This window comes from Phreatobacter sp. (assembly GCF_027532945.1).
Taxonomy (GTDB): domain Bacteria; phylum Pseudomonadota; class Alphaproteobacteria; order Rhizobiales; family Phreatobacteraceae; genus Phreatobacter.
Genome location: NZ_JAPZTZ010000006.1, coordinates 1 through 25,517, shown reverse-complemented (window position 1 = coordinate 25,517; position 25,517 = coordinate 1). Strand labels below are relative to the sequence as shown.

Genomic DNA, 25,517 nt, shown 5'->3' with positions numbered 1-25,517 from the left:
CCTCACTCCGCCGCCTGCACGGCCGCGGCACGGCGGGCCGAGGGCTTCGGCGCGCCGACGCGCAGGCGCCGGTCGGAGAGTGACAGGAGGCCGCCGAGCATCATCACCAGCGTGCCGATCCAGATGAGCAGCACCATCGGCTTGTAGAAGAAGCGCATGGCGATGGAGCCGTCGGCGGTGGCGTCACCCGGCGAGACATAGAGCTGGGAGACGCCGCGCGTCTTCAGCGCGGCTTCCGTCGTCGGCATGTTGCGGGCGGTGTAGAGGCGCTTCGCCGGCTCCATCATGCCGACCGGCACGCCGCCCTCGCGCACCTGGAGGCGGGCGACGAGGTCGCGGTAGTTCGGCCCCTGGACCGGCACCAGCGCCTGAAGGGTCAGGTCGTAGCCGGCGACCTGGACGCTGTCGCCCGGGCGCATCTGCACGATGGTTTCCTGCTTGTAGGCGGTCTCGCCGACGATGCCGAGCAGCATGACGCCGACGCCGGCATGGGCAACCGCCGTACCCCAGGCGGCGCGCGGCAGGCCGCGGGCACGGGCGAAGCTGACGGAAGCCGGGGCGCGGAACAGCTGGGTGCGCTCGGCAATATCGACCATGGCGCCGACGATGATGAAGGCGGCAAGGCCGACGAAGAGCGGCGCCAGAACCGGGCCGCCGGTGGTGACCGCATAGGTCACGGCGATGGCGGCGATGCCGACGACGAGCGCGACGGTGAGGCGCTGGGCGACGGCGAGCAGGTCACCGCGCTTCCAGGCGACCAGCGGCCCGAAGGTCATGGCGATGACCAGCGGCACCATCAGCGGCCCGAAGGTCCAGTTGAAGAAGGGCGGGCCGACCGAGATCTTGGCCCCGGTGAGCGTCTCCAGCGCCAGCGGATAGAGCGTGCCGACGAAGACGGCGGCACATGAGGCGGTGAGGAAGAGGTTGTTGAAGACCAGGGCCCCCTCGCGCGAGACCGGGGCGAAGAGGCCGCCCTGCTTGAGCAGCGGCGCGCGCCAGGCATAGAGCGCCAGCGAGCCGCCGATGAAGGCGACGAGGATGGCGAGGATGAAGACGCCGCGCTCGGGATCCACCGCGAAGGCGTGGACCGAGGTCAGCACGCCGGATCGTACGAGGAAGGTGCCGAGCAGGGAGAGCGAGAAGGTGAGGATGGCGAGCAGCACCGTCCAGACCTTCAGCGCCTCGCGCTTCTCCATGACGATGGCGGAGTGGAGCAGCGCCGTGCCGGCGAGCCAGGGCATGAGGGACGCGTTCTCGACCGGGTCCCAGAACCACCAGCCGCCCCAGCCGAGCTCGTAATAGGCCCAGTAGGAGCCCATGGAGATGCCAGCGGTGAGGAAGATCCAGGCGACCAGCGTCCAGGGCCTGACCCAGCGCGCCCAGGCGGCGTCGATCTTGCCGTCGATGAGCGCCGCCACGGCGAAGGCGAAGGACATCGAGAAGCCGACATAGCCGAGGTAGAGCAGCGGCGGGTGGATCGCGAGGCCGACATCCTGAAGGAGCGGGTTGAGGTCGCGGCCCTCGAAGGGGGCGGGCGCGAGGCGGGCGAAGGGGTTGGAGGTCTTCAGGATGAAGACGAGGAAGGCCACCGTGATCCAGCCCTGCACAGCCAGCACATTGGCCTTCAGAGACAGCGGCAGGTTGCGGCCGAACAGCGCGACGAGGGCGGAGAACAGGGTGAGAATCACCACCCAGAGGAGCATCGAGCCCTCATGGTTCCCCCAGACGCCGGAGATCTTGTAGATGAGCGGCTTGCTCGAGTGGCTGTTGAGATAGACGTTCTCGACCGAGAAATCCGAGACGAGATAGGCGTGGGTGAGGACGGCGAAAGCCAGCGTCACGAAGACGAACTGGCCGAGCGCGACGGAGGGGGCCGTGGCCATGAGCGTCGCGTCGCCCTTGCGGCTGCCCCAGATGGGCACGACCGACTGGAAGAGGGCGAGGGCGAGGCCCAGGACGAGGGCATAGTGACCGATCTCGGGGGACATCAGCGCTGCCTCGCGGGGGCGTTGGGGTTGGGGGCCGGATCGCCCGGCTTCCAGTGGCCCTGCCGTTTCAGGCTGTCGGCCACTTCCTTCGGCATGTAGTTCTCATCGTGCCGGGCGAGCACGCTGTCGGCGCGGAAGGAGCGGTCGGGCCCCAGCACGCCCTCGGTGACGACACCCTGCCCCTCGCGGAACAGGTCGGGAAGGATGCCGCGATAGGCGACGGGGATGGTGGTGCGCCCATCGGTGATGGCGAAGGCGACCTCCATGTTCTCGCCGCGGCGGACCGAGCCGCCCTCGACGAGACCGCCGAGCCGCATGCGCGTTCCCGGCTGGAGGTTCTTCTCGACGACGTCCGTCGGCGACTGGAACAGGGTGATCGAGCCCGACAGCGAATAGAGCACCAGGCCGGCGGCGAGGCCGAGCACACCAAGGGCGAGGCCGATGAGGGTCAGCCGCCGCTGCTTGCGCGTCATGCCGCGGGAGGCGGGCGCGGGCGTGCCGATCGTCGTCATGATCCACCGATCCCCAGTTCATTCACCAGACTGTCGAGGCGGGCGATCTTCTCGGCCTCGGCGGCGAAAAGCCGGCGGGCGCTGGCCGCGGCCTCGCGGGCCTTGTCGCCCTCTCCGAGAACCACATAGGAGCGAACCAGCCGGAGCCAAGAGTCGAAATCCGAGCCATCGGCGGCAAGGCGTTGGGCGAGGCCGTCGACCATGGCGCGGATCTGGGCCGGTCCCGGCGTTGCCTGAGGTGCGGGGGCCGCGGCAGCCGGCGCAGTGCCGCCGAGCCGGGCGATCTCGGAGCGCAGCAGGCCGAGCCAGGGCGCATCGGCCGGCGCCTCGCCGATCATCCGCGTCCACCGAGCCTTCGCCTCCTCGGGCTTGCCGTCCTGCTCGGAGGCCAGCCCCAGGAAATAGCCGGCCTTGGGATGGCCGGGGCCGAGGGCGAGCGCCCGCTCGAAGCCGGCCTTGGCCTCGGCACTGACGACGCCGCCGGCGGCGATGGTCTGCGCCTCCGCGAGATCGGCCTGACGGTCGGCGGTGACCCCAAGCAGCCGCATGGCATTGGAATAGGCGCGCACCGCATCGGGCAGGCGCCCCATGCGCAGATAGACCGGGGCGACGACCTCCCAGCCGCGGCCATCCTCGGGATTGGTCGCGAGATGGGCCTCGATGCGGCCGATGAGCGTGGCGACGTCGCTTTGCTGCGGGGCGGCGCGCTGGCGCTCGGCGAGCGGCTGGCCGGGATAGCCGGGCTGGCCGCGCAGGCCATAGGCGAGTGCCGCGATGGCCGGCACGACAACGATGGCGGCGATGGCGGCGATGCGCCGGCGGCGCGACATGCCCTCGCCGGCAGCACCAGAGGCGCCAGCCCGTTCGGCGGCGGCGATGAGACGGCGGGAGACCTCGATGCGCGCGGCTTCAGCCTCGGCCGGCCCGATGAGGCCGGCGGCGGCATCGCGGTCGACCTCGGCGAGCTGGTCCTTATAGACCTCGACGTCGCGGGCATCGGCGGCGGTGTCCGTCCGGCGCGACAGGGGAATGAGAACGGCGAAGACCGCGGCGCAGGTCATGGCCGCGATCGCGAGCCAGATGCCGATAGAACCGTCCATGGACTGCGACGACGTCCCGTTTATGGGTTCAGCGGGGGGCCAAACCGTGACGCCACCCTACTTGGAATGATCCCAATTAGACCAGCACCCCATCCGGCTACAACGTCCGGGTTGTCGCGCTCAGCGGGATTTGATGTGGCGCAAGGGTGCGCGGGGGCTCAGCGGGCCGCCTTGCCCGAGGCGATGGCGACGTCAGCGGCCTTCTGCAGGAGCTGGGCATAGCTCTGGCCGAAAATGCGCGCCGAGAAGCGCACCGCAGCCTCGATCTGGCTGATCTTCAGCTCCCGATCGGTGTCGGGGGCGGCGCGGATGCTGTCCATCAACTGGGTCAGGGTCGGATCGAGATAGCCCTGGATCTCGGAGAAAACGCGCGAGGTGATCTCGTTCAGCGCGATCTCGGAAGCATGGTTGCGGCAGCAGATGAGCAGGTCGAGCCGCCCCTCGATCTCCTGCACCGTCTCCTCGCTGAGCGGCGCCATCGGATGGTCGGACTTCTGGCGCGGACGCAGCACACGGCGGACCTCGCCGGGCAGATTCTCGATCTGCGCCGAGAGCAGGCCGGACAGGTCGGCGCGCAGCATGCCGAGCCGCTTCTGCCAGACGCCCTCCCCGACAAGGCTCATGTCGGTGCGCAGCGAGCGGATCGAATCGTGGAATTCCTTGATGCCTGCCTGGGCCCGCTCGCCATTGCCCTCCTTCAGGGCCCGCGAGACGCGCTGCGTCGCCCGTTCGATATCGGCGATGACGAGGTCGACCGCCGCCTTGTAGGGCGTCGCCGCGATCTTCACGGGGTCGTCGCTCTCGGCAACGAGCACCGCGAGCCTTGCGAGCTGGGCCCGGTGCACCAGACGGTTCTGCAGCAGGGCGAGGCAGTAGGGCAGCGCCTGTGGCCGATGGGTGGCGATCGGCTCCAGCATGGCCCGGGCGTTGGCGAGGCCCTCCTCGGCGAGGTTCTTGATGCCGTTCGGCGCCCTGGACACCGAGCCGGCAATGATCTGCTGCTCCGCCAGGATGGCGAGGATGTCGATGAGATCCTCCTTCACCCGATCGTCACCGAGGCGGACGGTGAGGCGTTTCCTGTCCTGCTCACTGCGCGCAGCCTGGTCGAGAGCGGCCTGGGCGGAGGCGGCAAGCGTCGGCAGGACCTGGGCGATGGCTGAGGCGACGGGCGCCTCGTCACCGCCATCCTCGGCGGCGCGGGAGATGCGCTCCAGCTCGGCCATGGCGTCGGGCTGCAGGTCGCGCTTGAAATAGGTCCAGATGGCCTGCAGCGAGCCGCGCATGATGCGGCCGCGGGCCTTGGTCTCCAGCCGCTCGTCGATGAGGAAGGGCTCGAGCGACCGGAACAGGAATCGCGGCGTGGCGTCGGGCCGCTCGCCAGGCGCGGCGGGCTGGGCGGCAGGTGCTGCGGTGCCGAGGGCGGCAAGAATGAGATCGCCGCCGGGCACGTCCTCGCCGCGGGAGCGGGCGCGGGCGATCTCGGCGGAGAGCAGTTGCTTGGCGGCGTCGGGAAGCGCGGACAAATAGGACCGCAAGCGCTCCATCGCGGACGGAGCGGCTGAACTGTCGGCTGTGGCTTTGACCGCGGCGGCGTCAGTCATGGGGCCACCACGTTAACGCCGGGGCGTTAAAAAGTGGTGGCGACCGCAAGCCCGCCGGCGACCCGGCGGACCCGCTGCGACGGCCTGCCGCGGACCTCAGCCCACCGGCGTCCAGCTGCCGTCCGGATTGCGGCAGGCGGTGCCAACCGCCGTCTGGGGGCGGCCGCCAATGTAGATTGTGTGGGTATACTCGCGGCAGTAATTGGCGCCGCGATAGTAGGCCCGGCCGGGCTCGACATAGCCATAGGCCTTTTCCGAGCGCCATTCGGAGCGGCGGCCCTCGACCCAGACGACGCGCTCGGCCTCGTAGGCGCGCTGGCGGTCCTGGGCGTCGAGGTCGCGGCCGATGGCATTGCCGATAAGGCCACCGATGGCGGCGCCGGCAAGACCGGCGGCCAGCCGCTCACCCGGGCCACCGCCGAACTGCGACCCGATGAGGGCGCCGGCCACGGCGCCGACGGCGGTGCCGCCCTGCTCGCGGGTCTCGCATCCGGCGACCGTGAGGCCGATCAGGACGGTGGCGGCGACGAGGCGAAGCTTCATGGAGAGTGTCCGTTGCTGAATGGCGGCGAAGGCCGCCGGAAAGGCGGTCGCTACTCTCCAGCGGATTTAGGCGAATTGGGGGCGCACCCTCACACCGCCGGCAAGCGCAGCAGAGCCCGGAGGCCCCCGGTCGGCGCGGCGTCGAGGGTGAGGCCGCCGCCATAGAGGCCTGCGAGCTCGGAGACGATGGAGAGGCCAAGGCCGGAGCCGGGCTTGGTCTCGTCGAGCCGTTTGCCGCGTTGGCCGACGGTGGCGCGCTGCTCAGGCGTCAGGCCCGGCCCGTCATCATCGACGATGATGGTGAAGTAGGCGCGGTCGGCCTCGGTCGGGCTTTCCTCGCGGGCGGCGGTCACCACGACGCGGGACGCGGCCCATTTGCAGGCATTGTCGACGAGGTTGCCGACCATTTCCTCGAGATCGTTGCGCTCGCCGCGAAACGTCACGCCGGCAGGGATCTCGGCGTCCACCGCGAGGTCGCGATCCCGGTGGATCTTCTGCATGGTGCGGGCAAGGCCCCCCACCACCTCCTCGACCGGGACGAGGGTGGTGGCGACGCGGGCGCGGGCGGCGGCGCGGGCGCGGTCGAGATGGTGGTTCACCTGGTCGCGCATGATCTGCGCTTGTTCGACCACCTTGGCGGCGAGCGGATCGGTGCGCCCCGTCGCCTCGTTCTGGATGACCGAGAGCGGCGTCTTCAGCGCATGGGCGAGATTGCCGACATGGGTGCGCGAGCGCTCGACGATCTCGCGGTTGCTGTCGATCAGCGCGTTGACCTCGCGGGCGAGCGGCGCGATCTCGACCGGGAAGGCGCCGGCGAGATGGTCCTGCTCGCCCTTGCGGATCGCGGTGAGGCCGCCCACAAGCGTCTGCAGCGGTTGCAGGCCGACGCGCACCTGGAGGAGGGCGGCGCCCGCCATGCCCACCGCCAGCAGCAGCAGTGTGCCGACCAGCGTCAGGGTGAATTCGCGCACCGCGACGGCAATGTCCTCGGAGGGACCGGCCACCAGCACGGTGAAATCGCCGTCCTCGCCGAGCTCGATGGTGCGTTCGACGGCGCGCAGGCGAACATTGTTCGGCCCGTCGAGATAGCCCTCGCGCGACCGGGTCGGCCCATCCGCCACCGCCTCGGGGCCAAGGGGCGGCAGGCGGCCGTCGAAGAGCGAACGCGAGGCGCGCACCTCGTTGCGGCCGGCATCGGTGCGGATGATCTGCCAGTACCAGCCGGATTGCGGCAGCTCGAACAGCGGCTCGCCGAGATTGGCGCCGACGACGATCTGCGTATCGTCCACAGCGCCGGCGAGGTCGGCGATGAGCAGCTTCACATAGACGCCGAGGCGGCGGTCGAAGCCGCGCTCGACCGAGGCGCGGTTGACGGTGGCAAGGACGAAGCCGGTCAGCGTCAGCAGCACGAGCGCGAAGGCGAGGGCCAGAAGGATAAGGCGCCGCGCCAGCGACGGCGCGCGGGGCGCTGTCGCCATCTCAGCCGCCCGCGGCAGCAGGCGGCGGCTGGAGGATGTAGCCGAGGCCGCGAACGGTCTGGATCACGTCGACGCCGAGCTTCTTGCGCAGGCGCCCGATGAAGACCTCGATCGTGTTGGAATCCCGATCGAAATCCTGATCGTAGATGTGCTCGACCAGTTCGGTGCGGGAGACCACCTTGCCCTGCTGGTGCATCAGATAGGCGAGCAGCCGGTATTCGTGCGAGGTCAGCTTCACCGGGTTGCCGTCGACGGTGACGCGGCCGGCACGGGCGTCGAGGCGGACGGGGCCGCAGGTGAACTCGTTGGTCGCCTGGCCTGCGGCGCGGCGCAGCAGGGCGCGCAGGCGGGCCAGCACCTCCTCCATATGGAAGGGTTTCGGCACATAATCGTCGGCGCCGGCGTCGAAGCCCTGGACCTTGTCGGACCAGCGGTCGCGGGCCGTGAGAATCAGCACCGGCATGGTGCGCCCCGAACGCCGCCACTGCTCGAGCACGGAGATGCCGTCCATCTTCGGCAGGCCGATATCGAGGACGATGGCGTCATAGGGTTCGCTGTCGCCGAGATAATAGCCCTCTTCGCCGTCGAAGGCGCGGTCGACGACATAGCCGGCGTCGGTCAGGGCGGTGGTGATCTGGCGGTTGAGGTCGGGATCGTCCTCGACGACGAGCAGGCGCAAGGCTGAAATCTCCTGAAAGGCTCGGGCGCGGCGTCAGCGGACCTGGACGATCTGGCCGCTCTTCGCATCGATGCGCACGCGGACGACCTTGCCATGGCGCTGCATGACTGTCAGCAGGTAGACCAGCCCGGCATCGGCGCGGCAGAGGCGCGCCTGGAGCACCTCGCCGCGATGCTCGGGGCGGAGCGCCCGCTGGGCCTGCGCGAGGGGGATGGCCTGCCCGCCCGACACCGCCGCGCGCCTTTCGGCCGGCGACAGGCACGCCTCGTCGGCGAGCGCCGGCGCCGCCCAGAGGGCAAGCGCGGCGACGGCGAGAGCGGTGCGACGGACCAGCGTCATCGGGAACGGACCAGGGCGAGGGTGAGCCGCGACCCTAGCCCGCCGGTCTGAACCCCGGATGAATGGCCGTTCATCGATGCCGCGATCAGGGCGCCAGCTTCCGCGTCGCAACGACGCGGAAGACGATGGAGCTGACGAAACCGAGGGCGGTCGCCGCCTGGAGCAGGGCCTCGGCGAGCGCGCCCTGGTCGATCAGCTCGGTCTGGACGCCGGCAATGGAGCCGACAAAACAGCCCATGCCGACGAGGCTCGACCAGACGGTGCGGCTGGCGAGGATCGGCGCGAGGCGAAAGCTCGAACGATCGATGTCGAGATCAGACATGGCAGGTCTCCCGTGAGGTGGACAGGTCAGAGCGGCAGCACCGCCTCCAGCGGCCGGCCCTCGCCGGCGACGGCGGAGAGCTGGACGATGGAGAGGCGGAGGGCGGTGAGGGCTGAGCCGAAATCGGCGAGTTCGGCGGCGCTGGCATAGAGAAAGGCCGGTTCGGTGGTCTCGACCGTGCGGCGCGCGGTGCCGGCCGCATCGCGGATGACGAGGCGGTAGCGCTCGCTCGCCTCGCCGAGGCCGATCTCGGCGAGGTCCCAGCCGTCGCCGCCGAGACGGGTGCGGCGGATCCAGCTCACCGCAATGCCCTCCGCCGTTCTGCGGACGCGCGGCTGGACCGGCGCGAAGGACCGGAGCGCGGTGAGGTCGGCGGTCGCGGCGACCTCCGCCACCGCCGGATCGGCGGCGAGAAGGGTCGAGGAGCCGACGCGGTAGCGGAAGGCGCGGCCAACCAGGTCGAGTTCGGTGACGAGCGGCGCGAGCGGGCCCGACAGAAGCACGGCCTCGGCCCCCGCCGCGACCGCACCGGCGAGATGCTCGGTGCCGCGCTGGCCGCGCAGCAAGGTCCCCAGGCGAAAGGTGCGCTCGGCCACCAGCTCTGCATCGCGGAACTGCAGAACCTCCCAGCCTTCGCCGGGATGGTGGAGCGCGAGGGCATTGGCGCCGCCGAGCACCGCCTTCTCGGGCTGGCCGGCCAACGCCCCGGTGACGAGCTCGACCGTGACCCTGGCTTCGCGGTTCCAGATCCAGCGACGGCCGGCGCCAAGCGCCGTGATGGTGCGGCCCATCAGCGAGGGCCGCGACAGGGTCGCCACGGCCTCGTGGCCGAGGCCCTCACCGCCCCGCCAGATCGTATAGGGCCCGCGCCAGGGATCGGCGGCGACGGCCACGTGCAGCAGCGGCGGATCGCCGGTCTCGGCGAGCGGTGGCAGGGCGAGGACGGCAACAGCGGGCGGGCCTTCCGCCTTGGCAACAGCATAGCTGCGGTCCAGAGGCGGCGGACGCCGGGCGCGGACCGGCGCGGCATGACCGATGGCCTCGGCGCGGCGCATCAGCCCGCCTTCGAGCGTCGCGAGCCGCAGCGGCGCGGTCGAGCCGCCGGCCACGAGGGAGACGACGTCGCCCGGCTCCAGCGCGAGGCGCGAGGGCGGCAGGGCGAAGCTGGCGCGGTCCCGCGCCGCCCAGAGCCGGTGCAGCAGGGCTTCGGCGCGCATGGTCATTTCGCCGCCCTCCCCCGCCGCCGAGAGCGACAGGCCGGCAACGCGACGCCCGCCGCCGGCAAGGCGGCGGCTGGTGACAGCCGAGGCGCGGAAGTCCGCCGCCGTCTCGGCGAAGGCGATGGAGAGTTCGGCCGGCAGGTCATCGGTCTCGCCGCGGGAGAGCGAGAGAGGCGGCGTGTCGCCGTCCTCCACGAGGTCGGCGGAGGTCAGCACCGCCACCGGCGGCGCGGGCCGGCCGTCGAGGACGAGCCCGCCGGCCGAGTCGCGGATCTCGACGCCGAAGGCACGGGCAAGGCCCTCGACCGCATCCCGCGACGTCATGGGGCGGTCGATGGAGAACCCGTCGAGCACGCCCTCGACCGGCGTCAGCTCTCTGACGGCGATGTCGTCATCGCCGAGAACGGCAGCGATCAGGTCGCCGACCGGTGCCGCCCCGAGCCGGCCGGTGAGCCAGTGGCCCGTCTCCCAGTTCGCGCCGTCGGCCCACACGTCGCCAGCGCGCGGAAAGGCCGGCCAGGGCCGGGCGTCCCAGGCCCAGAGCGCGATCCGCGCCGGATCGACCATCCGGCCGCCATAGAGCGGCGAGGCCGGGTTCGCCTGATCATCCGCGCCAAAGGCGGGATCGAGCCGGCCGAGCACGGCTTCGAGCGCGCGGCGCTGGATGAGGTCGTCGCGGTCGCCATTGGAAAAGGGCGGCAACCCGCTCTCGCTGGATTTCGGATCGGGGAAGACCGAGGGGCGGTTAGCGCCGCGATCGACGGCCGGCACGCCGAGTTCGGTCAACCAGATCGGCTTGGAGCGCGGCACCCAGGCGGTCGGAGTGCCCTCGACGCCGCCGATGCGCGGCCGGTGCTGGTTCGACCACCAGGAGACAAGATCCTTCTGGCGATGGACCCAGGGCCTGCCGAGCCCGTCGGTGATCGGCGTGCGCAGGCCGGCGCTGCGGTCCGCCTCCGTGGCGTAGAACCAGTCGAAGCCCTCGCCGGAGGCAAAGCCCGCCGCCAGCGCTGCGCGGTCGTAGGGCGAGCCGGGTGTGTCGTCGCGGCGGTCGTCGAGCGGGGCATACCAGTCGATGCCGACCGCGCCGATGGCCTCGCTCGCCCAGAGGGGATCCAAGGGGAAGTCGAGATCGGCGCCGCGGGCCTGGCCGCCATATTCGGTCCAGTCGGCGGCATAGGTGAGGGTCGCCTCGGGGATGAGGCTCTTCACCTCGCCTGCAAGGTCCACCAGCCCGGCGACGAAGGGATGGCCGCTCGCGCCCCTGACCCGCGTCAGGCCGACCATTTCCGAGCCGATGGCGAAGGCGTCGACGCCTCCCGCCGCCTTGGCGAGGGCCGCGAGGTGCAGGACGAAACGGCGGTAGCGCCATTCGGATGAACCGGCATAGGCGACGGCCTCGCCCGCGATACTGAAATGGCTCGCTGAGGCTGAACCGAGGAAGGCGGCGATCTCGCTGGCCGCAGCCGCCCCGCCATCCGGCGAACTGGGCCGGCCCGGCGCCGGCGTCACAGTGATGCGGCCGCGCCAGGGATGGGGCGGCTGGGACGCCGCTCCGGTCCAGGGATCAGGCAGGGCGTTGCCGGCCGGCACGTCCATCATGACGAAGGGGATCAGCGTCACCTTCAGCCCGCGCGCCTTCAGGTCGCGGATGGCGCGGATGACGGTCGCGTCCGAGGGCGAACCGCCATAGGCGGGCCGGCCATCGACCTCGCTGACGAGGCGGGCGCTGGCGCGGCTCTCGCCCGCCACGCTCCAGTCCACACCCGCCACCTCCTTGTCGCGGCGCTCAACGCCTGGGCGGATGGTGCAGGTTCCGGCGCGCAGGTCGTCACCGAACCAGGCGACCACCAGCGAGACGGATTGAAGGTTCGGGCAGAGCGCCTGTGCATCGTCCAGGGCGAGGGAAAAATCCGAACCATCGCGCGTCGTGTGGCGCGTCTCCGGCGCGGAACGGCCATAGCCGAACTCGCGGGCATGGATGCCCGGCTCGTAGCCGAACTCGGTGGCGCCGGGGATGACCACCAGCGAACGGACCATGGCCTCCAGCCGGCCGACCGGCCGCATCACCTCGAAGGTCAGCTGCGGGATGCGGTTGCCGAAGGCGTCGAGCGGCAATTGCTCGAAGACGACATAAGCGAGGCCGCGATAGGCCGGCGCCTCGCCCGCCCCCTCCTTGGCGACGATGAGCGGATCGGCTGGCTGGTCCTCGGTGCCGCGATGGAGGCGGATCGTCAGGCCCTTCTGGTCGAGCTCCTTGCCGTCGGCCCAGATGCGGCCGATCGCGGCGATAGGTCCCTCGCAGAGCCCCACGGCGAGATCGGCGGTGTAGCTGTAGCTGCGCTGGCGCGGCGCGCCCTTGCCGCCGCCGGAGGCATGTTCGGTCAGCTTCGTCGCCCAGATGACCTGGCCGGCAACCCGCATCCGGCCATAGACGCGCGGGATGGGCGCGCCTTCGGTGGAGGAGAGGACATCGAGATCCTTCAGCCGCGGCCCGTCCGGCGGGCGGGCGCCGAACAGGGCGCGGTCGATGACGGCCCCGGCCAGCGCACCGACGAGGCGGCCAGCCATGGCGCCGGCGGCGCCGAAGCTCTCGCCAATGGCGGCGCCGGCGAAGGACAGGACGAGCGAGGCCATCAGTCGGGCTCCGGCACAAGGTCGGGAAAGGCGAAGGCGAAGGCGAGGCGGCGGCGCCACCAGGACGCGAAGGCGACCTCGGCGACGGCGGCGCCGTCATGGGCGTGGATCAGCGTCGCCGGCCCGGAGAGGATGGCGCAGTGCTTGGCCGGCAGATGCGCGCGCCAGCGGAAGAGCACGACGTCGCCGGGGGCGGCCTCGGCGAGCGGGATGGCCAGAAGATGCCGGCCAGCGGCGAGGGCGAGGGTCTCGCGGCCCTGCGCCTCCGCCCAGTCGGGCGTGTAGGGCGGGACGGTTTCCGGCTCGGGGCCGAGGAGGTCGCGCCAGACGCCGCGGACGAGGCCGAGGCAGTCGCAGCCGATGCCGCGGAGCGAGGCCTGGTGGCGATAGGGCGTGCCGATCCAGCCGCGCGCCGCGGCGATGATGGTGGCGCGAGTGGGCATGGGTGTGCCGTCGGTTGATGGGCCAAAGACCGCGACCCGCCTACCCCACCACGCCCCCGTCATGGCCGCCCTCGCCCGGTACCGGCACGGAGAGGATGCGGTCGATGCCGGGCATGTGGGGGAAGCCGCGGAAATTCAGGGCATTGGCGAAGCGGTCGCGGCAGGTGGAAAAGCTCTTGTCGCAGCCGATGGTCACCGTCACGGCATCGCCGGGGGCCGGCGGGTCCGGCGGCGCCTGCCACAGCGACAGGCGCACACCGCCGGTCACGGCACTCGCCGCGGCGATCTCGACGCTCCAGCCGGCCGCCGCGCCGGAGGTGACCAGCAGCCGCCCTCCCGCCAGCCGGTCGCTGTCGAGGCCAAGGCCGGAGACGACGAGGCTTGCCTCGCCCACCATGGCCACGAGGACCTCAGCGCGGCGGTCGGGCGCCGTGAGATCGACACCGCAGCGGGCATCGCCGAGATCGGCCGAGCAGCGCGGGGTGTAGAGCCTCCCCCGCTCGACATCGAGCGCGGCGGTGCGGGAGCGCAATTCGGCGCGGAAGGCCGGGCCCTCGCGGGTGACGGCGCCGAGCGTCAGGGTGGAGAGGTGCAGGGACAGCTCCGGCGCCTGCCAGTCCACCACATGGACCTCGACGCTCGCGCCGTCATAGCGCCCGGCGCGCAGATCCGCCTCGCTGCTCGCCTCATCCACCAGCGCGCCGGCAATTTCCGCCGTGGCGGTGGCAAAGCCGAGCTTCTCGGCGGCGGCCGAGGCGTCGAAGCCCGAAGCCGCGCGACAGGTGACGCCGTCCACCACCAGATCCGCGTCATGGTCGGTGAAGCCAAGCACGACGTCGTCCCTGCGCCGGACGATCCAGGCCGTGGCGAGCGTGGTGCAGCCGGTGTCGAGCCGGGCCTGCAGGCCGGGGGGCAGCATGCGCATGGGTCAGGGCCTGATCTCGATGAGGGGAATGGAGGGAATGTCGCCGGCAGCGAAGGAGGTGAGGTTGACGTCTAGCCTGTCGGTGTCGAAGCGCACCGGCACGTCGAAGAGGAAGCCGGCGGTGAGGGCGGCGCCCGCTGGCGGGGCCATGTCGAAGGTGACGAGGCCGGTCGTCGCATCGCAGGCAAAGGCGGTGGTCTCGATCCCGGCCACCGCGACCCGCACCGAACCGGCGACAGGCTTGGCCACCGGCCGCACATAGGCGCTGTCACCCTGGCCGTAGGTCTTCGCCAGCGCGAAGACGAGCCTCTCGCCGTCGCCCGTGCCGATCGGCTGATCGGTGGGCGACGGCGCCACGCCGGCAGGAGCGGAGGCGTGATCGAGCCGGTCGCGGAAGCGGAAACCGTGGAGGCGGCCGCGGCGTTCTTCGAAAAAGGCGACGACGGCCTGAAGGGAGGCGAGGCTGCGGACGCCGTAGCCGGCATCCCAGCGGCGGCGGGAATGGGCCCAGCGGGCATTGCGCTCCTCGCGGCCGGAGCCGAGCAGGACGACATCAGTCCGCCGCTCCGGCCCGCCGGAGGCGCCGAGCGCCACATCGAGCGGAAAGGTCACCTCGTGGAAGGCCGGCATGGGCTCCTCGCTTGATCTCGCACAAGGCCGGGCATCGACGGCCGGGCCATGATCGCGGCGATCCCACCCAAGGAGGCCCTCGTGAGCCATACGCCGCATGAACTTTCCGCCGAATTCCCCGACAAGGTGGCGGCCATCTCGCGCCTGAAGCAGGCGGATGCGCATTTCGCCCGGCTCGCCGACCGCTATCACGCGGTGAACCGCGAGATTCACCGCATCGAGGCCGAGATCGCGCCGGCCTCCGACGAGACCGCCGAGACGCTGAAGAAGGAGCGGCTCCACCTGCTCGACCAGATCGCTGCGCTGCTCTCCAAGGCGGCGTGAGCGGGGTGGCCGTCAAAGCTGGCGGCGGCCGCGCGCCACCGCGCGGGCCAGCATGGCGGTCACCTCCGCCTCCGAACGGCGGAAGCTGCCGGCATCGGTGGCCGTGACATTGACGACGACGGCGGGACGGCCCGCCGCCCCTCCTCCACCGGCGGCGACGCCGAGGCGGCCATCGGCGGTGCGGGCAAGCGGCATGACCGCCTCCGCGCCGCGCTCGCCCATGAGGCCCGTCCGTCCGCCGGCAAGAGGAAAATAGGTTGGCGCCGCGACGACACCGCCGCGGGCCATGGGCGTCAGGCCCGAGAGCGGCCCGGCCTCGGCCGTGATGCCCTGCCCGAGGCCGCGAAAGCCCATCATCAGGTCCTGGAAGCCGGAGAACAGCCCATCGGTGATGGGGCGGATCGCCGCGCGCAGCGCCATGGCCGAGAGCTGCTGTCCAAGCGACTGGACGACGGTGCCGAGGTCCTGACCCTTCACCACCGCATTGGCGAAGGCGCGGGACATGGAGGCACCGAAGCCGCGGGCGAGCTTGTCGGCCTCGCCGAGCTCGCGGCGGAAGGCGGACGTGTCGGCGGTGATCTCGACGGAGAGGGTGTCGACGGCGGTCATGGGAAACTCCTTGTGTGCGTGCGTGGTTTGCCGCTCACCCATCCGGAAAGGCTGCCATCAGCCGCTCCAGCCCCGAGCGATCCAGCGGCGCGGCGATGCGGCCGAAACATCCCTCCAGCGCGGCGGCGAGTTCGCGCGGCGTCGCCTGCCAGAACAGCTGCGGCGGCCAGCCAAGGACGCCGAAGGCGAGCCGCATCACCTCGTCCCAGGGGAAGGGCTCGGGGCTCCGCCGAAAGGGCGCCCGGCCCCCTCCTCCGCCGCGCCGCCGCCGAAGGTCACCGCGAGCAATTGCGTGGCGATGCGCGCATAGCCGGCAGCCCCGCCCTCGACGGCGAGCGCCCCGACCTCGCGGTCGGTGATCGCCTCCCCCGCACCGCGCAGCCCGGCGCCGATGATGGCGGCGAGATCTCCCGCCGACAGGCGGCCGGCGGAAAAGCGCTCGGCAAGGTCGACGAGGTCGGAGGCCTCGAAATGCGCCTCGAGTTCGGCAAGGGCCCCGAGGGTGAGGACCAGGCGGCGGCTTGTGCCGCCGAGCTCGGCCTCGATCTCGCCGCGACGGGCATTGGCCATGGGTGCCTCCTCAGGCAGCGGTGAAGGTGAGGGCCCCGGCGCTTTCCAGCGCCATGTCGTAGGTGACCTCGCCATTGTGGTTGCCCGCGAACTCGAGCGCGGTGATCTGGAAGGGACCTGCGACCACGCCGAAATCCGGCACGACGATCTGGAAGTCGCGCACCGCGCCGTCGAAGAAGACCTGGCGCATGAGCGCGTCGGAGGCCTCGTCGCGGAACAGGCCGGAGCCGGAAACCGAGGCGCGCTTGACGCCGGTGCCGCCGAGCAGCTCGCGCCAGCGACCAGCGCTCTCGGCATGGGTGACGTCGACGGTCTCCGCATTGAAGCGCAGCTGGCGCGAGCGCAGGCCCGCGACGGTTACGAAGCCTGCGCCGTCGGCGATCTTGACGAGCAGGTCCTTGCCTTTCTGGGCGGCCATGGGGTTCTCCGGGGGTGGATGGGGGGGACGGACGGGGGGAGGGGGCCAGGGAACGAGCGGCCGAGAACCCCTCACCCCGGCTCGGTGACGGCCCTGAACCGCACGACGCCGTGCCAGGTGCGTCCGTCGGGCTCGCGGCGGATGTCGGCGGTGGCGAAGCGCAGGTTGACGAGGCGCTGGCCTTGCGGCGCGAGCGGCACCGCCTCAAGCGCAGCAACCAACTCGCCGGCGACCAGATGCGCCTCGCTCTGCCCGCCCTGGCGCGACCAGACATGCAGCGTGATCGCATGTTCGTGGCCGGTGCCGTCGCCGGTGGACCAGTCGGTGGTGCGGGCCTCGCCCAGCGTCACATAGGGAAAGGCGGCAGTGCGCGGCGGTTCGTCCCAGACCTTCGGCCCGCCCAGAACCGCCAGAAGTGGCGCATGGGCGAGCAGCCCGTCATGCAGCGCGCGCCTGAGCGCGAGGGAGGCGGGCGCGGTCATGCGAGGCCTCCGCGGATGCGGTCGGCGGCCGGCCCGAGGCGCGGCGTCGCCGGGCGTCCCGTCGCGCCATATTCGCGGGCGAAGGCGTCCGTGGCCGGATCGACCAGGGCGAGCCCGCCATCTGCGCGGGTAACAAGGCGCAGCGGTGGACCCTCATTGGCGGCGGCGATGAGGAAGCGGTCGGCGAGGCGCACGAGGAAGGGCGTGGTCCAGCGGGGCAGGCGGCCGATGCCGGACAAGCCGCCATAGGCGACAGTGACAAGGGGCTTCACGGCGTGACCTCCTCGGCAAAGAGGGTCAGGTAGGAGCGCACCGGCACGTCCTCGCGGATGGCGCGGATGTCGAAGAGCCGCGCGCCCTTGCGCAGGCGGTGGGCGGCGGTGAGGCCGGCGAAGCGGCGGATGACGATGCGGTGGGTGAGGCGCTGGGCGAGGCGATCCTCGGCGAGGGCCTCGGTGCCGCCGAGCGGCGCGATGAGGCCCCAGACGAGGCCCACCGTCTCGAAGGCGCGGGTGACGCCGCCCATGCCGTCCGGCACCTCATAGGGTGCCTCGACATAGAGCCGGTGACGCAGGGTGCCGGGATAGAGGCCGGTTGTCATGCGATCCTCCTCATGATGAAGGGGGCCACCAGGTCCTCGACCATGCGCGGGATGACCGCGACCTCGTGGCCGACGGCGATGAGCGCGCGGTTGTCGAACCAGTGGGCGGTGAGCAGGCGCAGCGCCTGCAGGAGCGAGGGCGGCACGTCCTCCGCCGTGCCGAAGCCGGCAGTGACGTCGAGGGCGATGCCGGCGAGTGGGGTTGCCGGCTGCGGCAGGCTCCCTGGCCGCCAGGCGAGGCGCGGCGGGGCGGCGGTGCCATCGAGGAGGAACCGGTCGACCGGAACGGCGACCGGACCGCCCTCCCCCGCGACCGTCACCGCATCGAGCGACAGGATCGGCCCGATGGGCAACATCAGCCGGCCGGTCGGCGGAAATGTATCGCGCCGGATGCGCCAGCCCTGGCTGAGGAAGAGCCGGCCGGTCATCGCCTCGAGATGGGCCCGCGCCGCCGCGGCGGTGGAGAGGACGAGGGCGTCCTCCTCGGCGCCGTCGAGGCGCAGGAAGGCCTTGAGGTCGGCAAGCGGAAGCGGCTCCCCGGCGGGAGGGGCGGTCTGGATCAGGCTCATCGTGGCCTCGCATGGGCTTTGAGTGGCGGCACGCCGCCCGGCGGTTCACGCGGGCGTGTCGGCGGCGGAACCGGGCGCGGGTTGACAGGGCGGGCGGCGGCGGGCCTTCTCGGCCCGCTCTTGTCCGGGATCAGAGGTTCACGTGCAGGCTTTCGCCCGGGCGCTCGCGGCGCTCGTTTGTCTCTCCCCCGCCCCGGCTTTCGCCGTGATCGGCGGATCTCCCGTCGGCGCCGGCGATCCGGCGTCGGCGGAAACGGTGATGATCACCGGCAACCAGGGCTTCTGCACCGGCGCCGTCATCGGCGAGCGGCTGGTGCTGACCGCCGCCCATTGCGTCGACGGCGCGGGGCGCATCGCCGTGCTGGTCTTCGGCTCCGGCCGCCAGCCGCTGATCAACGAGGTCGTCGGCAGCCGCGTTCATCCGCAATACCGGCGGGCGGACTGGCAGGCCCGCCGCACCGCCGTCGATCTCGCGGTGGTTCGCACCGCGCAGCCCATCGGCCATGGCCGCCGCGCCGCGGGGCTCGCCGGCGGCAGCCTGCCGACGCCCGGAACATCCATCCGCCTCGTCGGTTTCGGCCCGGCAGCGGAAGGCGACGGGCGCAGCGCCGGCACGCTGAGGGCGGCCGCCCTCTCCGTCACCGGCCGTCCCTCGACCTATCAGGTGCGGCTCACCGGGCCGGGCCCCCAGGCGCTCGGTGCCTGCACCGGCGATTCCGGCGGTCCGGTCTATGCATCCGAAGCAGGGCGCCCGGTCGTATCGGGCATTGTCAGCTGGACGACGGGGCGTGGCAGCGCGCGCTGCGGCGCGCTGACCGGCACGGTCCCCGTCGCCCCGCACCGTCGCTGGATCGAGGAAGCCGCTCGCGGCCTTGGAGGTTCCTGATGCCTGTCGTGTCCCCCGCACGATCTCTCGTTCTCGGCGCCTTGGCCGCGGCCTTTGCGGCCGTGACGCCGGCCAACGCCATCATTGGCGGGCAGGCAGTGCCGCCCGGCGATGCGCTTGCCCGGTCCTCCGTGCTCATCGTCACCGGTGACGCCAATGGCTGCACCGGCACGCTGATCGGCCGGCGCACGGTGCTCACCGCCGCCCATTGCGTGGCGGGCGCCAGGCTCGCCGTCGTCGCCTTCATCCGCCAGGGCCGCATCGTGGCGCTGACCCCGGTCTTGGCGGCGGCCGGCCATCCCGGCGTTTCCGCCCAGGGCGGCCGCACCGCCCCGATCGACGTGGCCGTGCTGACGCTACGCGACCTTCCCCCCGCCGGCTTCGGCCCGGCGCCGATCGGCACGCGCGATCCCGCGCCCGGCAGCCGCGTCACCATTGCGGGCTTCGGCCGGCAGCAGCTCGACAATATGCGCAGCGCCGGCGAGCTGCGCCGCGTGGCGCTGCCCGTGCTCCAGCGCTCGCCTTCCGGCTACACCGCCCTCGGCGACCTGCAGCGGCTCTCCCGCGGCTTCGGCCCCTCGGCCTGCCAGGGCGATTCCGGCGGCCCCGCCATGGTGGGCGGCAGCGTGGTCGGCGTCGTCAGCCTCGTCTCCGGCCCGCCGGAGACGCGCGGCTGCGGCTCGCTGACCGTGGCCATGCCGGTGGTCGGCATTGCCGGCTGGATCCGCGGCGCCATGGCGACCGGCGAGGCCGTCGCCCCGCCCAATCCGGTGGTTGCGACCCTGCCGCCGCCCCGTGCGCCGGAGCGCCAGGGCCTGCCGCCCTGGGCGCGGCTGGATCGCGGCGGGAATTGAGGGGTCAGCCGTCGAACTGCTTGTCGAAACCGACGAGCAGGTCGCGGCCGCCCTTCGGCATCGGGAAGCCGTAGCCCCCGCCCTGACCGGACCAGGAGAGACGCCCCTCGCGGTGTTCATCGCTGGTGTAGAGATCGACAGCGATCTTCTGCATCGTCAGGTGAACGGCCTGCAGCGCATCGACACCCCCGGCGACGCTCACCCTCAGCTCATCCGGCCAGCCAATCTCGTAGCGGCAGAGCCAGCCGCCATCCGTCCCCGCCTCGGGTCCATAGATCGTCACCGGCACGGGCACCTCACCCGCCTCCGTGCGCAGCGTCAGAATCCGCGTGCCGATCACCATGGCGACCTCTGGCGAATGGGCAGGCAACAAGCCTATCCCGTCCGCCGGAGCCGATCAGTCCGGCCGATGCCGGATCAGCCCGCCGCCACCTTCAAGAGCTTGATGGCGTCGAAATCCGCCACGCCGCCGCCGACGCGCTTGGTGGTGTAGAACAGCACATAGGGCTTGGCGGAATAGGGGTCGCGCAGGATGCGCAGGCCGACCCGGTCGACCACCAGATAGCCGCGGCGGAAGTCGCCGAAGGCGATGGGCGTCGCGCCCGCCGCGATATCCGGCATGTCCTCGGCCTCGGTGACGGGGAAGGTGAAGAGGCTCGCCTGCCCGCCGGCCTGGGCCGGCGGCGCCCAGACATAGGCCCCCGACCCGTCCTTCATCTTGCGCAGCGCGCCTTGCGTCTTGCGGTTCATGACGAAGCGGCCGTTCTGGCGGTAGCCGGCTTTGAGCGCATAGACGAGGTCGAAGAGCACATCGGCCGGATCCTCCTCGGGGAAGCCCGCCGCCGCGCCGCTGGCGACCGTGCCGATCTTGCCCCATTCCCAGGCCGCATTGGCGACCAGCGTCTGGGTGAGGAAGCCGGTCGGCTTGTTGACCCCGTCGCCATGGACGAAGGCGGCGCCCTCCTGCTCGGCGAAGACGGTCTCGACCTCGCCGGCGATCCAGCTCTCGAGATCCACCGCCGCGTCGTCGATGAGCGTCTGGGTCGCCGCCGGCATGGCGTAGAGCTCCATGGCCGGGAAGACCTGCTCGGCGAGGAGCGGCGCGTCGGTCTGGCTGCGCGCCGCGGTCTCGCCGACCCAACCGGTGGCGGGGCCCGCCTTGGCGAAGGGGCGCTTGTAGGTGGCGCCCGAGACTTGGCGGACGCCGGCAATGGCGCGGATCGGCGACAGCGCGGAGAGGCGCTGCGTCACCGTCGTCTCGATCTCCGGCGGGGCGAGATAGCCGCCATCCGGGCCGGAGCCGACCGAGAGGGAGCGGGTCTCCAGCGCGCGCAAGGCCCCGGTCTCGCCGGAGCGGATATAGGCCTCGAAGGCGGCCTTGTGCTCGCTCGCGCCCGTCCGCGCCTCCCGACGCTCGGGGCTGAGCTGCGGGCGGCGGGCCTCCAGCACCAGGCGGTCGAGGCGGGCGAGCCGCTCGTCGAGGGCCCGGTCGAGGCGGGCGAGCTTCTCCTCGGTGACGACATCGCTCGCGCGCCGCTCGATCTCGACAAGGCGGGTGTCATTCGCCTCCTTGAAGGTCTCGAACAGGCGCATGACCTCGTGATGGGTCAGCTGCGCCTCGTGGGGGAGCAGGGTCTTGGTCTCGGGCGAGGCGTCGGTGTGGATCTCGGGCATGGATTCCTCGGGGTTTGAGGGGGGTGGAAACGCAAAATGCCCCGCGCGATGGCGGGGCTCGGGGGGTTGAAGATGCGAGAGCGGGCCTACGCCGCGACCCGCGTCACCCGCGCTCCGGCGAGCGCCGGAAAGGTCACGACCGAGACCTCCCAGAGATCGACCTCCAGGAGCCGGCGGGGTCCGTCACGGCGGCGGCGCTCGGCACGGATCGCCTTGAAGCCGATGGAGAGGCCGTCGACCGCGCCGGCGGCGAGGAGGTCGAGCGCCTCCCGCCCCCGCGCCGTCGCCGTCACCAGCCGGCCGGTGACGCGAAGCCCCACCGGATCCTCCGCCAGCGACAGCCAGGTGCCGATGGGCTCGGCCGGATCGTGCTGCCAGAGCATCCGAATTCCGCCCGTGCCGCGGCGCAGCAGCGAGGCGGCAAAGGCGCCGCGCTCCACCACGTCGTTCTGGGCGTCGGGAATGCCGAAGAGCGAGGCATAGCCGGTGAAGATGCCGGTGGCCGGGTCGAGCCGGGCCGGCGGGGCGGCGAAGCGATGGAGCGCGGCGCTCATGATGGCCTCCGCGGGGTCCGGCTGAACGGTGCGCCGCCGGGGTCGAGGGCGCTGATGCGCCCGCCCCCGCCGCGAACGGGGCGCGGACGGCTCTCCTCCAGGGTGGCGAGGGTCTCGACGAAGCGCCGGATCGGGTCGGCGTCGGGCATGGGTCGGCGTTCCGGCCGCAGCCGGCGGAGAACCTGGTCGATCATGGGATGGTCCCGCGGGATAGGCCCTCCCGCGGGAGGGCGCCTCACTGCTCCAGGAGCAGCGTGTTCTGGGCGAATTCGACGCGGCGCAGCCGCGACAGGTAGCTCATGCCGAGCAGGTTGGTGGCGAGCGCCCCGGCGGGCAGCACCACAGCATCGACCGAGGCGACGCTCATCCCCTCCACCTCGAGGCGCGGGATGGTGACGCGCTTGCCGACGACCCGGCCATTGGCGGTCTGCATCGGCGCGTCCATCACCATGCCCGGCCGGACGAGGCCGAGGTCGAGGCCGGTATTCCATGTCAGGGCGACGATGGTCGCGCCGGTATCGACCAGAACGTCGAAGGATCGCCCGTCGACGCGAGCGCGGGCGCGGACATGGCCGTCGCGGTCGGCATAGAGGCGCTTGGCGGGATAGCCGCCATTGCCGCCGGCCGGTATGGCGGCGGGCGTGACGGCGGCTGCCTGCTGCGAGCGATGGCCGGAGGCGCCGAGCAGCGTCTCGAAGGCGTCGGGCCGCAGCACCGCGAGACCGGCGACGGGCAGCATGAACAGGAGGAAGGCTTTCGGCAGCATGACGGCAAGCTCCGTGCGCGGCCATGCTGGCGGCTTCGTCCTTGGCGAGGCGTTAAGGCGGCGGCGGCGCTTGTCCGCAGGGTGAAGGGGCGGTCAACGGCAATTGAGACACATGGGGTCATTCGTCCTCGCGGGAGCCGTGCGGCCGGCCGGCACGGGCGTTGAAGCGGGCGAGTTCGCGCACGAAGGCGTCGAAGCGACGGTTGGCGGCGGCGAGTTCCCTCAAGGTCCAGACGAGGAGGCCGGTGGTGACGGAGGCCCACATGAACAGGGCCAGGGCGGCGATGTCGGCGCGCTCGATGAAGGCGCGGACGACGGGTTCGGCGCCCTGGGGGAGCATGGCGATCCTTTCGGGGTGGGGCGGAAAGGAAGGGCAGGATGGGCTCCTCACACCCCCGGCTTCTGCCTGGGATAGCCCAGCGCCTCGCGCTTCTCGCCGTCCGACAGGAACCCCGCCGCGCCGATGCGCCGCCACAGGCTCTCGCGCTCGGCATGGAGCGCGCCGATGGCGTCCTCGTCGGGCGTGGCGTGAAGCGTTCCCTCCGGCACCAGCCAGCCCACGAGCGCGCCGACGATGCGGCGGGCGAGCGGCAGGGCGGTGTCGCGGTGGAAGGCGCGGTTGGCCTCCTGGTAATTGGCGTAAGTTGCATCACCGGGAATGCCGAGGACGAGCGGCGGCACGCCGAAGGCGAGCGCGATCTCGCGCGCCGCGCCGTGCTTGGCCTCGATGAAATCCATGTCCTTCGGGGACAGCGACAGCGCCTTCCAGTCGAGCCCGCCCTCCAGCAGCAGCGGACGGCCGGCATTGCGCGCGCCGGAAAACCCCTCCGCCAGCTCCGCCTTCAGCCGCTCATACTGCTCCTCGGTGAGGGTGCCGTCGCCGCCGGAATAGACGAGGGCCCCGGAGGGCCGGGCGGCATTGTCGAGCAGCGCCTTGGTCCAGGCGGTGGCGGCATTGTGGATGTCGATGGCGGCCGCCGCCGCGGTGAGCGGGGCGAGGCCGAAATGGTCGTCGAAGGGATGCGGCAGGGTGAGGTGGAGGATCGGCGGCACCGCGCCCTCCTGCACGAAGCGCAGCGACCGCCCGTCGAGCTCATAGTCGTAGGCCGCGGGCCGGCCGTCGGCGCCCGGCACGAGGCGCATCCGGTCGGGGCGCAGGACGTGGAGTTCGCGGATACGGCCCTCGACGCTCACCGCCTCGACATAGGCATTGCCGGTGAGGAGCAGATGCGTCGCCAGCATTTCGGCGAGGGCCACGCGGTCCTGGGTCTCGTTCGGCCGCTCGATGAGCAGCGCCGCCGGATGGGCGGGGGCATCCGAGCCGCTTTGGGTGAACTGGAAGGGGATCTCGGCGGCCGCACGGGCGACGCGGGCGACGGCGCGGGCGGCGACCGGGTTCTTCGCCAGCGCCTCGCCATGGAAGCGCTTCGGCTCGGGCGCGGACCAGGCGGGCCGACCGAGCGGCGACAGCGCAACGAGGGCGGCCGTGCGCGACCGCTTCGCCTCGGGGGTGCCGAGGAGACGGGAGAGGAAGGACATGGGAGGCTCCGCGAGGGGCGGGGTGGGGATGTCAGTCGAGGCCGATGATGACCTTCTCGGGCCACTCGGGATGGCTTAGCCAGATCGCGATGCGGGTCAGGTCTCGGTCCGATGGCATGGTGATGACCGCCTGATCCAGGGCGTCTCTGACCAATACGCGGCGACCAGGAGTCCTGAGCATCGAGGTGAAGTCCGGCGGCCGGCCCGGATCCACGTCGGTGTGGTCGCCGAGGAGCACGTCGGTCGGGCCATCCTGTTCCGGATAGGCCTTGATGATGATGCAGTCGGGCGTGGCCCAGGCCGGTGCGGTCGGCGGATCGACAACCGGAATGTTCGAGGTGGGGCGGTCCTCGATGAAGAGGATCGAGTTAATGGGGCTTGTGGAGACGCTTTGCTTCATTCCGGGTCCCTCATTCGCGAACCGCTCGGCCTCCAATCAATGCCGAACAGCCGACCGCGACGTCATCCGAGGCCGATGATGACCTTGTCGGGCCAACGCGGGTGGCTGAACCAGAGGCTGACCCGCGTCGTTACGCCCGGCACGGGAACAGCGAAGACCTCGGTGTCGTCGACCTCGACGACGCGGATGAGGCGCGAGGGTGTGGGGATCTCCCTGACGAATTTCGGCTCGCGGCCGGGATCGACCTCCGCGCGGGTGCCGATGACGACTTCGGTCGGCCCGTCGGGCTCGGGCAGGAGCATGAAGCAGATCGAGGTCTCCGTGGCGCAGGCCTGGTTTGGGAAATCCTCCGGCATGAAGATGGGGACTTCGCCACCCGAGCGGTCTTCGATGAACAGGATGGAGTGCTCTGGGCGAACGATTGCGGTTTGCATCATTGCTCACCTCTGTTTCTCAACCATCGGACGTAGGCACCCTGGGTGTTGCTGCAGTGCTGGCACTGGGGCCAGACATCTTGTGGACGCCCCCAAGGATTCCAACCTGTGTTTGGCTGATGATCGAAATACCAATGACCTGAGACTGTACCGGGCGTTCTGACACCGCAAGTGTTGCAACCGTTGCGGTTGCCAAAGAGGTCGTTCAAGTCAGGCTCGGCTTGATTAAATCGTCTTCCAATAGGAGCTGGAAAAGACTCCACGGCAAATCGACCCGGACTGAACCGCCCCCGGTTCGCCGGAGGCCTTTTGGGTTAAGTTATGCGGCCATGGCTGCCTGGTCCAGCATGGCATAGTAGCGCTCCTCGGCTTCGGCGGGCGGGATATCGCCGATGGGGCGCATCAGGCGGCGGTGATTGA

33 protein-coding genes are annotated in these 25,517 nt (G+C 71.4%); 3 read left to right on the top strand and 30 right to left on the bottom strand.

Annotated elements, in window-relative coordinates:
• Positions 1 to 2: 2 nt before the first annotated feature.
• The 13 genes from O9344_RS05665 to O9344_RS05605 form a co-directional block, all read right to left on the bottom strand.
• Positions 3 to 1,988, bottom strand: coding sequence for a heme lyase CcmF/NrfE family subunit (locus tag O9344_RS05665; RefSeq protein ID WP_298473993.1), 1,986 nt, complete (start codon positions 1,986 to 1,988; stop codon positions 3 to 5).
• On the bottom strand, positions 1,988 to 2,461 hold the full coding sequence (gene ccmE / locus O9344_RS05660) for a cytochrome c maturation protein CcmE (protein WP_298474075.1): 474 nt from the start codon (positions 2,459 to 2,461) through the stop codon (positions 1,988 to 1,990). Before ccmE ends, O9344_RS05665 begins: the two co-directional genes overlap by 1 nt.
• 35 nt (positions 2,462 to 2,496) lie before the next feature.
• A complete protein-coding gene (ccmI, locus tag O9344_RS05655; protein ID WP_298473990.1) occupies positions 2,497 to 3,600 on the bottom strand; it encodes a c-type cytochrome biogenesis protein CcmI in 1,104 nt (367 codons plus the stop codon).
• Between the two features lie 158 nt (positions 3,601 to 3,758).
• Entirely contained in the window at positions 3,759 to 5,135 is a 1,377-nt protein-coding gene (locus tag O9344_RS05650) for a hypothetical protein (protein WP_298473987.1), read from the bottom strand.
• A gap of 162 nt (positions 5,136 to 5,297) precedes the next feature.
• On the bottom strand, positions 5,298 to 5,744 hold the full coding sequence (locus O9344_RS05645) for a glycine zipper 2TM domain-containing protein (protein ID WP_298473984.1): 447 nt from the start codon (positions 5,742 to 5,744) through the stop codon (positions 5,298 to 5,300).
• A gap of 89 nt (positions 5,745 to 5,833) precedes the next feature.
• Positions 5,834 to 7,222 (bottom strand): sensor histidine kinase, encoded by a 1,389-nt coding sequence (locus tag O9344_RS05640; protein WP_298473981.1) that lies wholly within the window; start codon positions 7,220 to 7,222, stop codon positions 5,834 to 5,836.
• Between the two features lies 1 nt (position 7,223).
• A complete protein-coding gene (locus tag O9344_RS05635; protein ID WP_298473979.1) occupies positions 7,224 to 7,901 on the bottom strand; it encodes a response regulator transcription factor in 678 nt (225 codons plus the stop codon).
• 33 nt (positions 7,902 to 7,934) lie between these two features.
• The gene (locus tag O9344_RS05630) at positions 7,935 to 8,240 is read right to left on the bottom strand and encodes a PepSY domain-containing protein (RefSeq protein WP_298473975.1); all 306 of its coding nucleotides are present in this window, start codon (positions 8,238 to 8,240) and stop codon (positions 7,935 to 7,937) included.
• A gap of 85 nt (positions 8,241 to 8,325) precedes the next feature.
• A complete protein-coding gene (locus O9344_RS05625; RefSeq protein WP_298473973.1) occupies positions 8,326 to 8,562 on the bottom strand; it encodes a hypothetical protein in 237 nt (78 codons plus the stop codon).
• A gap of 26 nt (positions 8,563 to 8,588) precedes the next feature.
• Entirely contained in the window at positions 8,589 to 12,419 is a 3,831-nt protein-coding gene (locus O9344_RS05620; protein WP_298473970.1) for a glycoside hydrolase/phage tail family protein, read from the bottom strand.
• The gene (locus O9344_RS05615) at positions 12,419 to 12,862 is read right to left on the bottom strand and encodes an NlpC/P60 family protein (RefSeq protein WP_298473967.1); all 444 of its coding nucleotides are present in this window, start codon (positions 12,860 to 12,862) and stop codon (positions 12,419 to 12,421) included. The genes O9344_RS05620 and O9344_RS05615 overlap by 1 nt, the downstream gene beginning before the upstream one ends.
• A gap of 40 nt (positions 12,863 to 12,902) precedes the next feature.
• Complete coding sequence (locus O9344_RS05610; RefSeq protein ID WP_298473965.1) at positions 12,903 to 13,787, bottom strand: DUF2163 domain-containing protein; 885 nt, start codon at positions 13,785 to 13,787, stop codon at positions 12,903 to 12,905.
• Positions 13,788 to 13,790: 3 nt separating this feature from the next.
• Entirely contained in the window at positions 13,791 to 14,417 is a 627-nt protein-coding gene (locus O9344_RS05605; protein ID WP_298473962.1) for a DUF2460 domain-containing protein, read from the bottom strand.
• Between the two features lie 81 nt (positions 14,418 to 14,498).
• On the opposite strand from O9344_RS05605, the gene O9344_RS05600 reads away from it, so the two are divergent.
• Positions 14,499 to 14,741, top strand: a complete 243-nt coding sequence (locus O9344_RS05600) for a YdcH family protein (protein WP_298473959.1) — start codon at positions 14,499 to 14,501, stop codon at positions 14,739 to 14,741.
• Positions 14,742 to 14,753: 12 nt separating this feature from the next.
• On the opposite strand, the gene O9344_RS05595 is transcribed toward O9344_RS05600, so the two are convergent.
• From O9344_RS05595 to O9344_RS05560, 8 genes are all read right to left on the bottom strand, one after another.
• Positions 14,754 to 15,350 carry a phage tail tape measure protein gene (locus O9344_RS05595; protein ID WP_298473956.1) on the bottom strand — a complete coding sequence of 199 codons (597 nt, stop codon included), beginning with the start codon at positions 15,348 to 15,350 and terminating at the stop codon, positions 14,754 to 14,756.
• Between the two features lie 34 nt (positions 15,351 to 15,384).
• Positions 15,385 to 15,546 (bottom strand): phage tail assembly chaperone, encoded by a 162-nt coding sequence (locus O9344_RS05590; protein WP_298473954.1) that lies wholly within the window; start codon positions 15,544 to 15,546, stop codon positions 15,385 to 15,387.
• Positions 15,546 to 15,920 carry a gene transfer agent family protein gene (locus O9344_RS05585; protein ID WP_298473951.1) on the bottom strand — a complete coding sequence of 125 codons (375 nt, stop codon included), beginning with the start codon at positions 15,918 to 15,920 and terminating at the stop codon, positions 15,546 to 15,548. Before O9344_RS05585 ends, O9344_RS05590 begins: the two co-directional genes overlap by 1 nt.
• A gap of 10 nt (positions 15,921 to 15,930) precedes the next feature.
• The gene (locus O9344_RS05580) at positions 15,931 to 16,338 is read right to left on the bottom strand and encodes a phage major tail protein, TP901-1 family (RefSeq protein ID WP_298473948.1); all 408 of its coding nucleotides are present in this window, start codon (positions 16,336 to 16,338) and stop codon (positions 15,931 to 15,933) included.
• A 71-nt stretch (positions 16,339 to 16,409) separates the two neighbouring features.
• Positions 16,410 to 16,820, bottom strand: a complete 411-nt coding sequence (locus O9344_RS05575; RefSeq protein WP_298473945.1) for a DUF3168 domain-containing protein — start codon at positions 16,818 to 16,820, stop codon at positions 16,410 to 16,412.
• A complete protein-coding gene (locus tag O9344_RS05570; RefSeq protein ID WP_298473942.1) occupies positions 16,817 to 17,092 on the bottom strand; it encodes a hypothetical protein in 276 nt (91 codons plus the stop codon). The genes O9344_RS05575 and O9344_RS05570 overlap by 4 nt, the downstream gene beginning before the upstream one ends.
• Positions 17,089 to 17,421, bottom strand: coding sequence for a head-tail adaptor protein (locus tag O9344_RS05565; protein WP_298473939.1), 333 nt, complete (start codon positions 17,419 to 17,421; stop codon positions 17,089 to 17,091). The genes O9344_RS05570 and O9344_RS05565 overlap by 4 nt, the downstream gene beginning before the upstream one ends.
• Positions 17,418 to 17,990: a hypothetical protein gene (locus tag O9344_RS05560; protein WP_298473936.1), complete on the bottom strand. Its 573-nt coding sequence runs from the start codon at positions 17,988 to 17,990 to the stop codon at positions 17,418 to 17,420. The genes O9344_RS05565 and O9344_RS05560 overlap by 4 nt, the downstream gene beginning before the upstream one ends.
• Positions 17,991 to 18,132: 142 nt before the next feature.
• On the opposite strand from O9344_RS05560, the gene O9344_RS05555 reads away from it, so the two are divergent.
• Both O9344_RS05555 and O9344_RS05550 read left to right on the top strand, forming a co-directional pair.
• Positions 18,133 to 18,876 carry a trypsin-like serine protease gene (locus O9344_RS05555; protein WP_298473934.1) on the top strand — a complete coding sequence of 248 codons (744 nt, stop codon included), beginning with the start codon at positions 18,133 to 18,135 and terminating at the stop codon, positions 18,874 to 18,876.
• Positions 18,876 to 19,730, top strand: coding sequence for a trypsin-like serine protease (locus O9344_RS05550; protein ID WP_298473932.1), 855 nt, complete (start codon positions 18,876 to 18,878; stop codon positions 19,728 to 19,730). The genes O9344_RS05555 and O9344_RS05550 overlap by 1 nt, the downstream gene beginning before the upstream one ends.
• A 4-nt stretch (positions 19,731 to 19,734) precedes the next feature.
• Here O9344_RS05550 and O9344_RS05545 read toward each other — a convergent pair whose 3' ends face one another.
• The 9 genes from O9344_RS05545 to O9344_RS05505 all read right to left on the bottom strand — a co-directional run bounded on the left by O9344_RS05545 (position 19,735) and on the right by O9344_RS05505 (position 25,100).
• Positions 19,735 to 20,100 carry a hypothetical protein gene (locus tag O9344_RS05545; protein WP_298473930.1) on the bottom strand — a complete coding sequence of 122 codons (366 nt, stop codon included), beginning with the start codon at positions 20,098 to 20,100 and terminating at the stop codon, positions 19,735 to 19,737.
• 47 nt (positions 20,101 to 20,147) lie between these two features.
• Positions 20,148 to 21,404, bottom strand: coding sequence for a phage major capsid protein (locus O9344_RS05540; RefSeq protein ID WP_298473927.1), 1,257 nt, complete (start codon positions 21,402 to 21,404; stop codon positions 20,148 to 20,150).
• 86 nt (positions 21,405 to 21,490) lie between these two features.
• Entirely contained in the window at positions 21,491 to 21,958 is a 468-nt protein-coding gene (locus O9344_RS05535) for an HK97 family phage prohead protease (protein ID WP_298473925.1), read from the bottom strand.
• Positions 21,955 to 22,152 carry a hypothetical protein gene (locus O9344_RS05530; protein WP_298473923.1) on the bottom strand — a complete coding sequence of 66 codons (198 nt, stop codon included), beginning with the start codon at positions 22,150 to 22,152 and terminating at the stop codon, positions 21,955 to 21,957. The genes O9344_RS05535 and O9344_RS05530 overlap by 4 nt, the downstream gene beginning before the upstream one ends.
• A gap of 41 nt (positions 22,153 to 22,193) precedes the next feature.
• Positions 22,194 to 22,724 carry a TIGR02281 family clan AA aspartic protease gene (locus tag O9344_RS05525; RefSeq protein WP_298473920.1) on the bottom strand — a complete coding sequence of 177 codons (531 nt, stop codon included), beginning with the start codon at positions 22,722 to 22,724 and terminating at the stop codon, positions 22,194 to 22,196.
• 118 nt (positions 22,725 to 22,842) lie between these two features.
• A complete protein-coding gene (locus O9344_RS05520) occupies positions 22,843 to 23,064 on the bottom strand; it encodes a hypothetical protein (RefSeq protein ID WP_298473917.1) in 222 nt (73 codons plus the stop codon).
• Positions 23,065 to 23,111: 47 nt separating this feature from the next.
• Entirely contained in the window at positions 23,112 to 24,263 is a 1,152-nt protein-coding gene (locus O9344_RS05515) for a phage portal protein (protein WP_298473914.1), read from the bottom strand.
• A 31-nt stretch (positions 24,264 to 24,294) separates the two neighbouring features.
• Entirely contained in the window at positions 24,295 to 24,699 is a 405-nt protein-coding gene (locus O9344_RS05510) for a hypothetical protein (RefSeq protein WP_298473911.1), read from the bottom strand.
• Between the two features lie 26 nt (positions 24,700 to 24,725).
• The gene (locus O9344_RS05505) at positions 24,726 to 25,100 is read right to left on the bottom strand and encodes a hypothetical protein (RefSeq protein WP_298473908.1); all 375 of its coding nucleotides are present in this window, start codon (positions 25,098 to 25,100) and stop codon (positions 24,726 to 24,728) included.
• Positions 25,101 to 25,517 lie beyond the last annotated feature (417 nt).

Bases quoted from the DNA above. Each gene is read 5' to 3' on its own strand.
- O9344_RS05665 (WP_298473993.1), bottom strand. From the start codon at position 1,988: ATGTCCCCCGAGATCGGTCACTATGCCCTCGTCCTGGGCCTCGCCCTC.
- ccmE (WP_298474075.1), bottom strand. From the start codon at position 2,461: ATGACGCGCAAGCAGCGGCGGCTGACCCTCATCGGCCTCGCCCTTGGT.
- ccmI (WP_298473990.1), bottom strand. From the start codon at position 3,600: ATGGACGGTTCTATCGGCATCTGGCTCGCGATCGCGGCCATGACCTGC.
- O9344_RS05645 (WP_298473984.1), bottom strand. From the start codon at position 5,744: ATGAAGCTTCGCCTCGTCGCCGCCACCGTCCTGATCGGCCTCACGGTC.
- O9344_RS05640 (WP_298473981.1), bottom strand. From the start codon at position 7,222: ATGGCGACAGCGCCCCGCGCGCCGTCGCTGGCGCGGCGCCTTATCCTT.
- O9344_RS05630 (WP_298473975.1), bottom strand. From the start codon at position 8,240: ATGACGCTGGTCCGTCGCACCGCTCTCGCCGTCGCCGCGCTTGCCCTC.
- O9344_RS05625 (WP_298473973.1), bottom strand. From the start codon at position 8,562: ATGTCTGATCTCGACATCGATCGTTCGAGCTTTCGCCTCGCGCCGATC.
- O9344_RS05620 (WP_298473970.1), bottom strand. From the start codon at position 12,419: ATGGCCTCGCTCGTCCTGTCCTTCGCCGGCGCCGCCATTGGCGAGAGC.
- O9344_RS05615 (WP_298473967.1), bottom strand. From the start codon at position 12,862: ATGCCCACTCGCGCCACCATCATCGCCGCGGCGCGCGGCTGGATCGGC.
- O9344_RS05610 (WP_298473965.1), bottom strand. From the start codon at position 13,787: ATGCGCATGCTGCCCCCCGGCCTGCAGGCCCGGCTCGACACCGGCTGC.
- O9344_RS05605 (WP_298473962.1), bottom strand. From the start codon at position 14,417: ATGCCGGCCTTCCACGAGGTGACCTTTCCGCTCGATGTGGCGCTCGGC.
- O9344_RS05595 (WP_298473956.1), bottom strand. From the start codon at position 15,350: ATGACCGCCGTCGACACCCTCTCCGTCGAGATCACCGCCGACACGTCC.
- O9344_RS05590 (WP_298473954.1), bottom strand. From the start codon at position 15,546: ATGCGGCTCGCCTTCGGCGTCCTTGGCTGGCCGCCGCAGCTGTTCTGG.
- O9344_RS05585 (WP_298473951.1), bottom strand. From the start codon at position 15,920: ATGGCCAATGCCCGTCGCGGCGAGATCGAGGCCGAGCTCGGCGGCACA.
- O9344_RS05580 (WP_298473948.1), bottom strand. From the start codon at position 16,338: ATGGCCGCCCAGAAAGGCAAGGACCTGCTCGTCAAGATCGCCGACGGC.
- O9344_RS05575 (WP_298473945.1), bottom strand. From the start codon at position 16,820: ATGACCGCGCCCGCCTCCCTCGCGCTCAGGCGCGCGCTGCATGACGGG.
- O9344_RS05565 (WP_298473939.1), bottom strand. From the start codon at position 17,421: ATGACAACCGGCCTCTATCCCGGCACCCTGCGTCACCGGCTCTATGTC.
- O9344_RS05560 (WP_298473936.1), bottom strand. From the start codon at position 17,990: ATGAGCCTGATCCAGACCGCCCCTCCCGCCGGGGAGCCGCTTCCGCTT.
- O9344_RS05550 (WP_298473932.1), top strand. From the start codon at position 18,876: ATGCCTGTCGTGTCCCCCGCACGATCTCTCGTTCTCGGCGCCTTGGCC.
- O9344_RS05540 (WP_298473927.1), bottom strand. From the start codon at position 21,404: ATGCCCGAGATCCACACCGACGCCTCGCCCGAGACCAAGACCCTGCTC.
- O9344_RS05535 (WP_298473925.1), bottom strand. From the start codon at position 21,958: ATGAGCGCCGCGCTCCATCGCTTCGCCGCCCCGCCGGCCCGGCTCGAC.
- O9344_RS05530 (WP_298473923.1), bottom strand. From the start codon at position 22,152: ATGATCGACCAGGTTCTCCGCCGGCTGCGGCCGGAACGCCGACCCATG.
- O9344_RS05525 (WP_298473920.1), bottom strand. From the start codon at position 22,724: ATGCTGCCGAAAGCCTTCCTCCTGTTCATGCTGCCCGTCGCCGGTCTC.
- O9344_RS05520 (WP_298473917.1), bottom strand. From the start codon at position 23,064: ATGCTCCCCCAGGGCGCCGAACCCGTCGTCCGCGCCTTCATCGAGCGC.
- O9344_RS05515 (WP_298473914.1), bottom strand. From the start codon at position 24,263: ATGTCCTTCCTCTCCCGTCTCCTCGGCACCCCCGAGGCGAAGCGGTCG.
- O9344_RS05505 (WP_298473908.1), bottom strand. From the start codon at position 25,100: ATGATGCAAACCGCAATCGTTCGCCCAGAGCACTCCATCCTGTTCATC.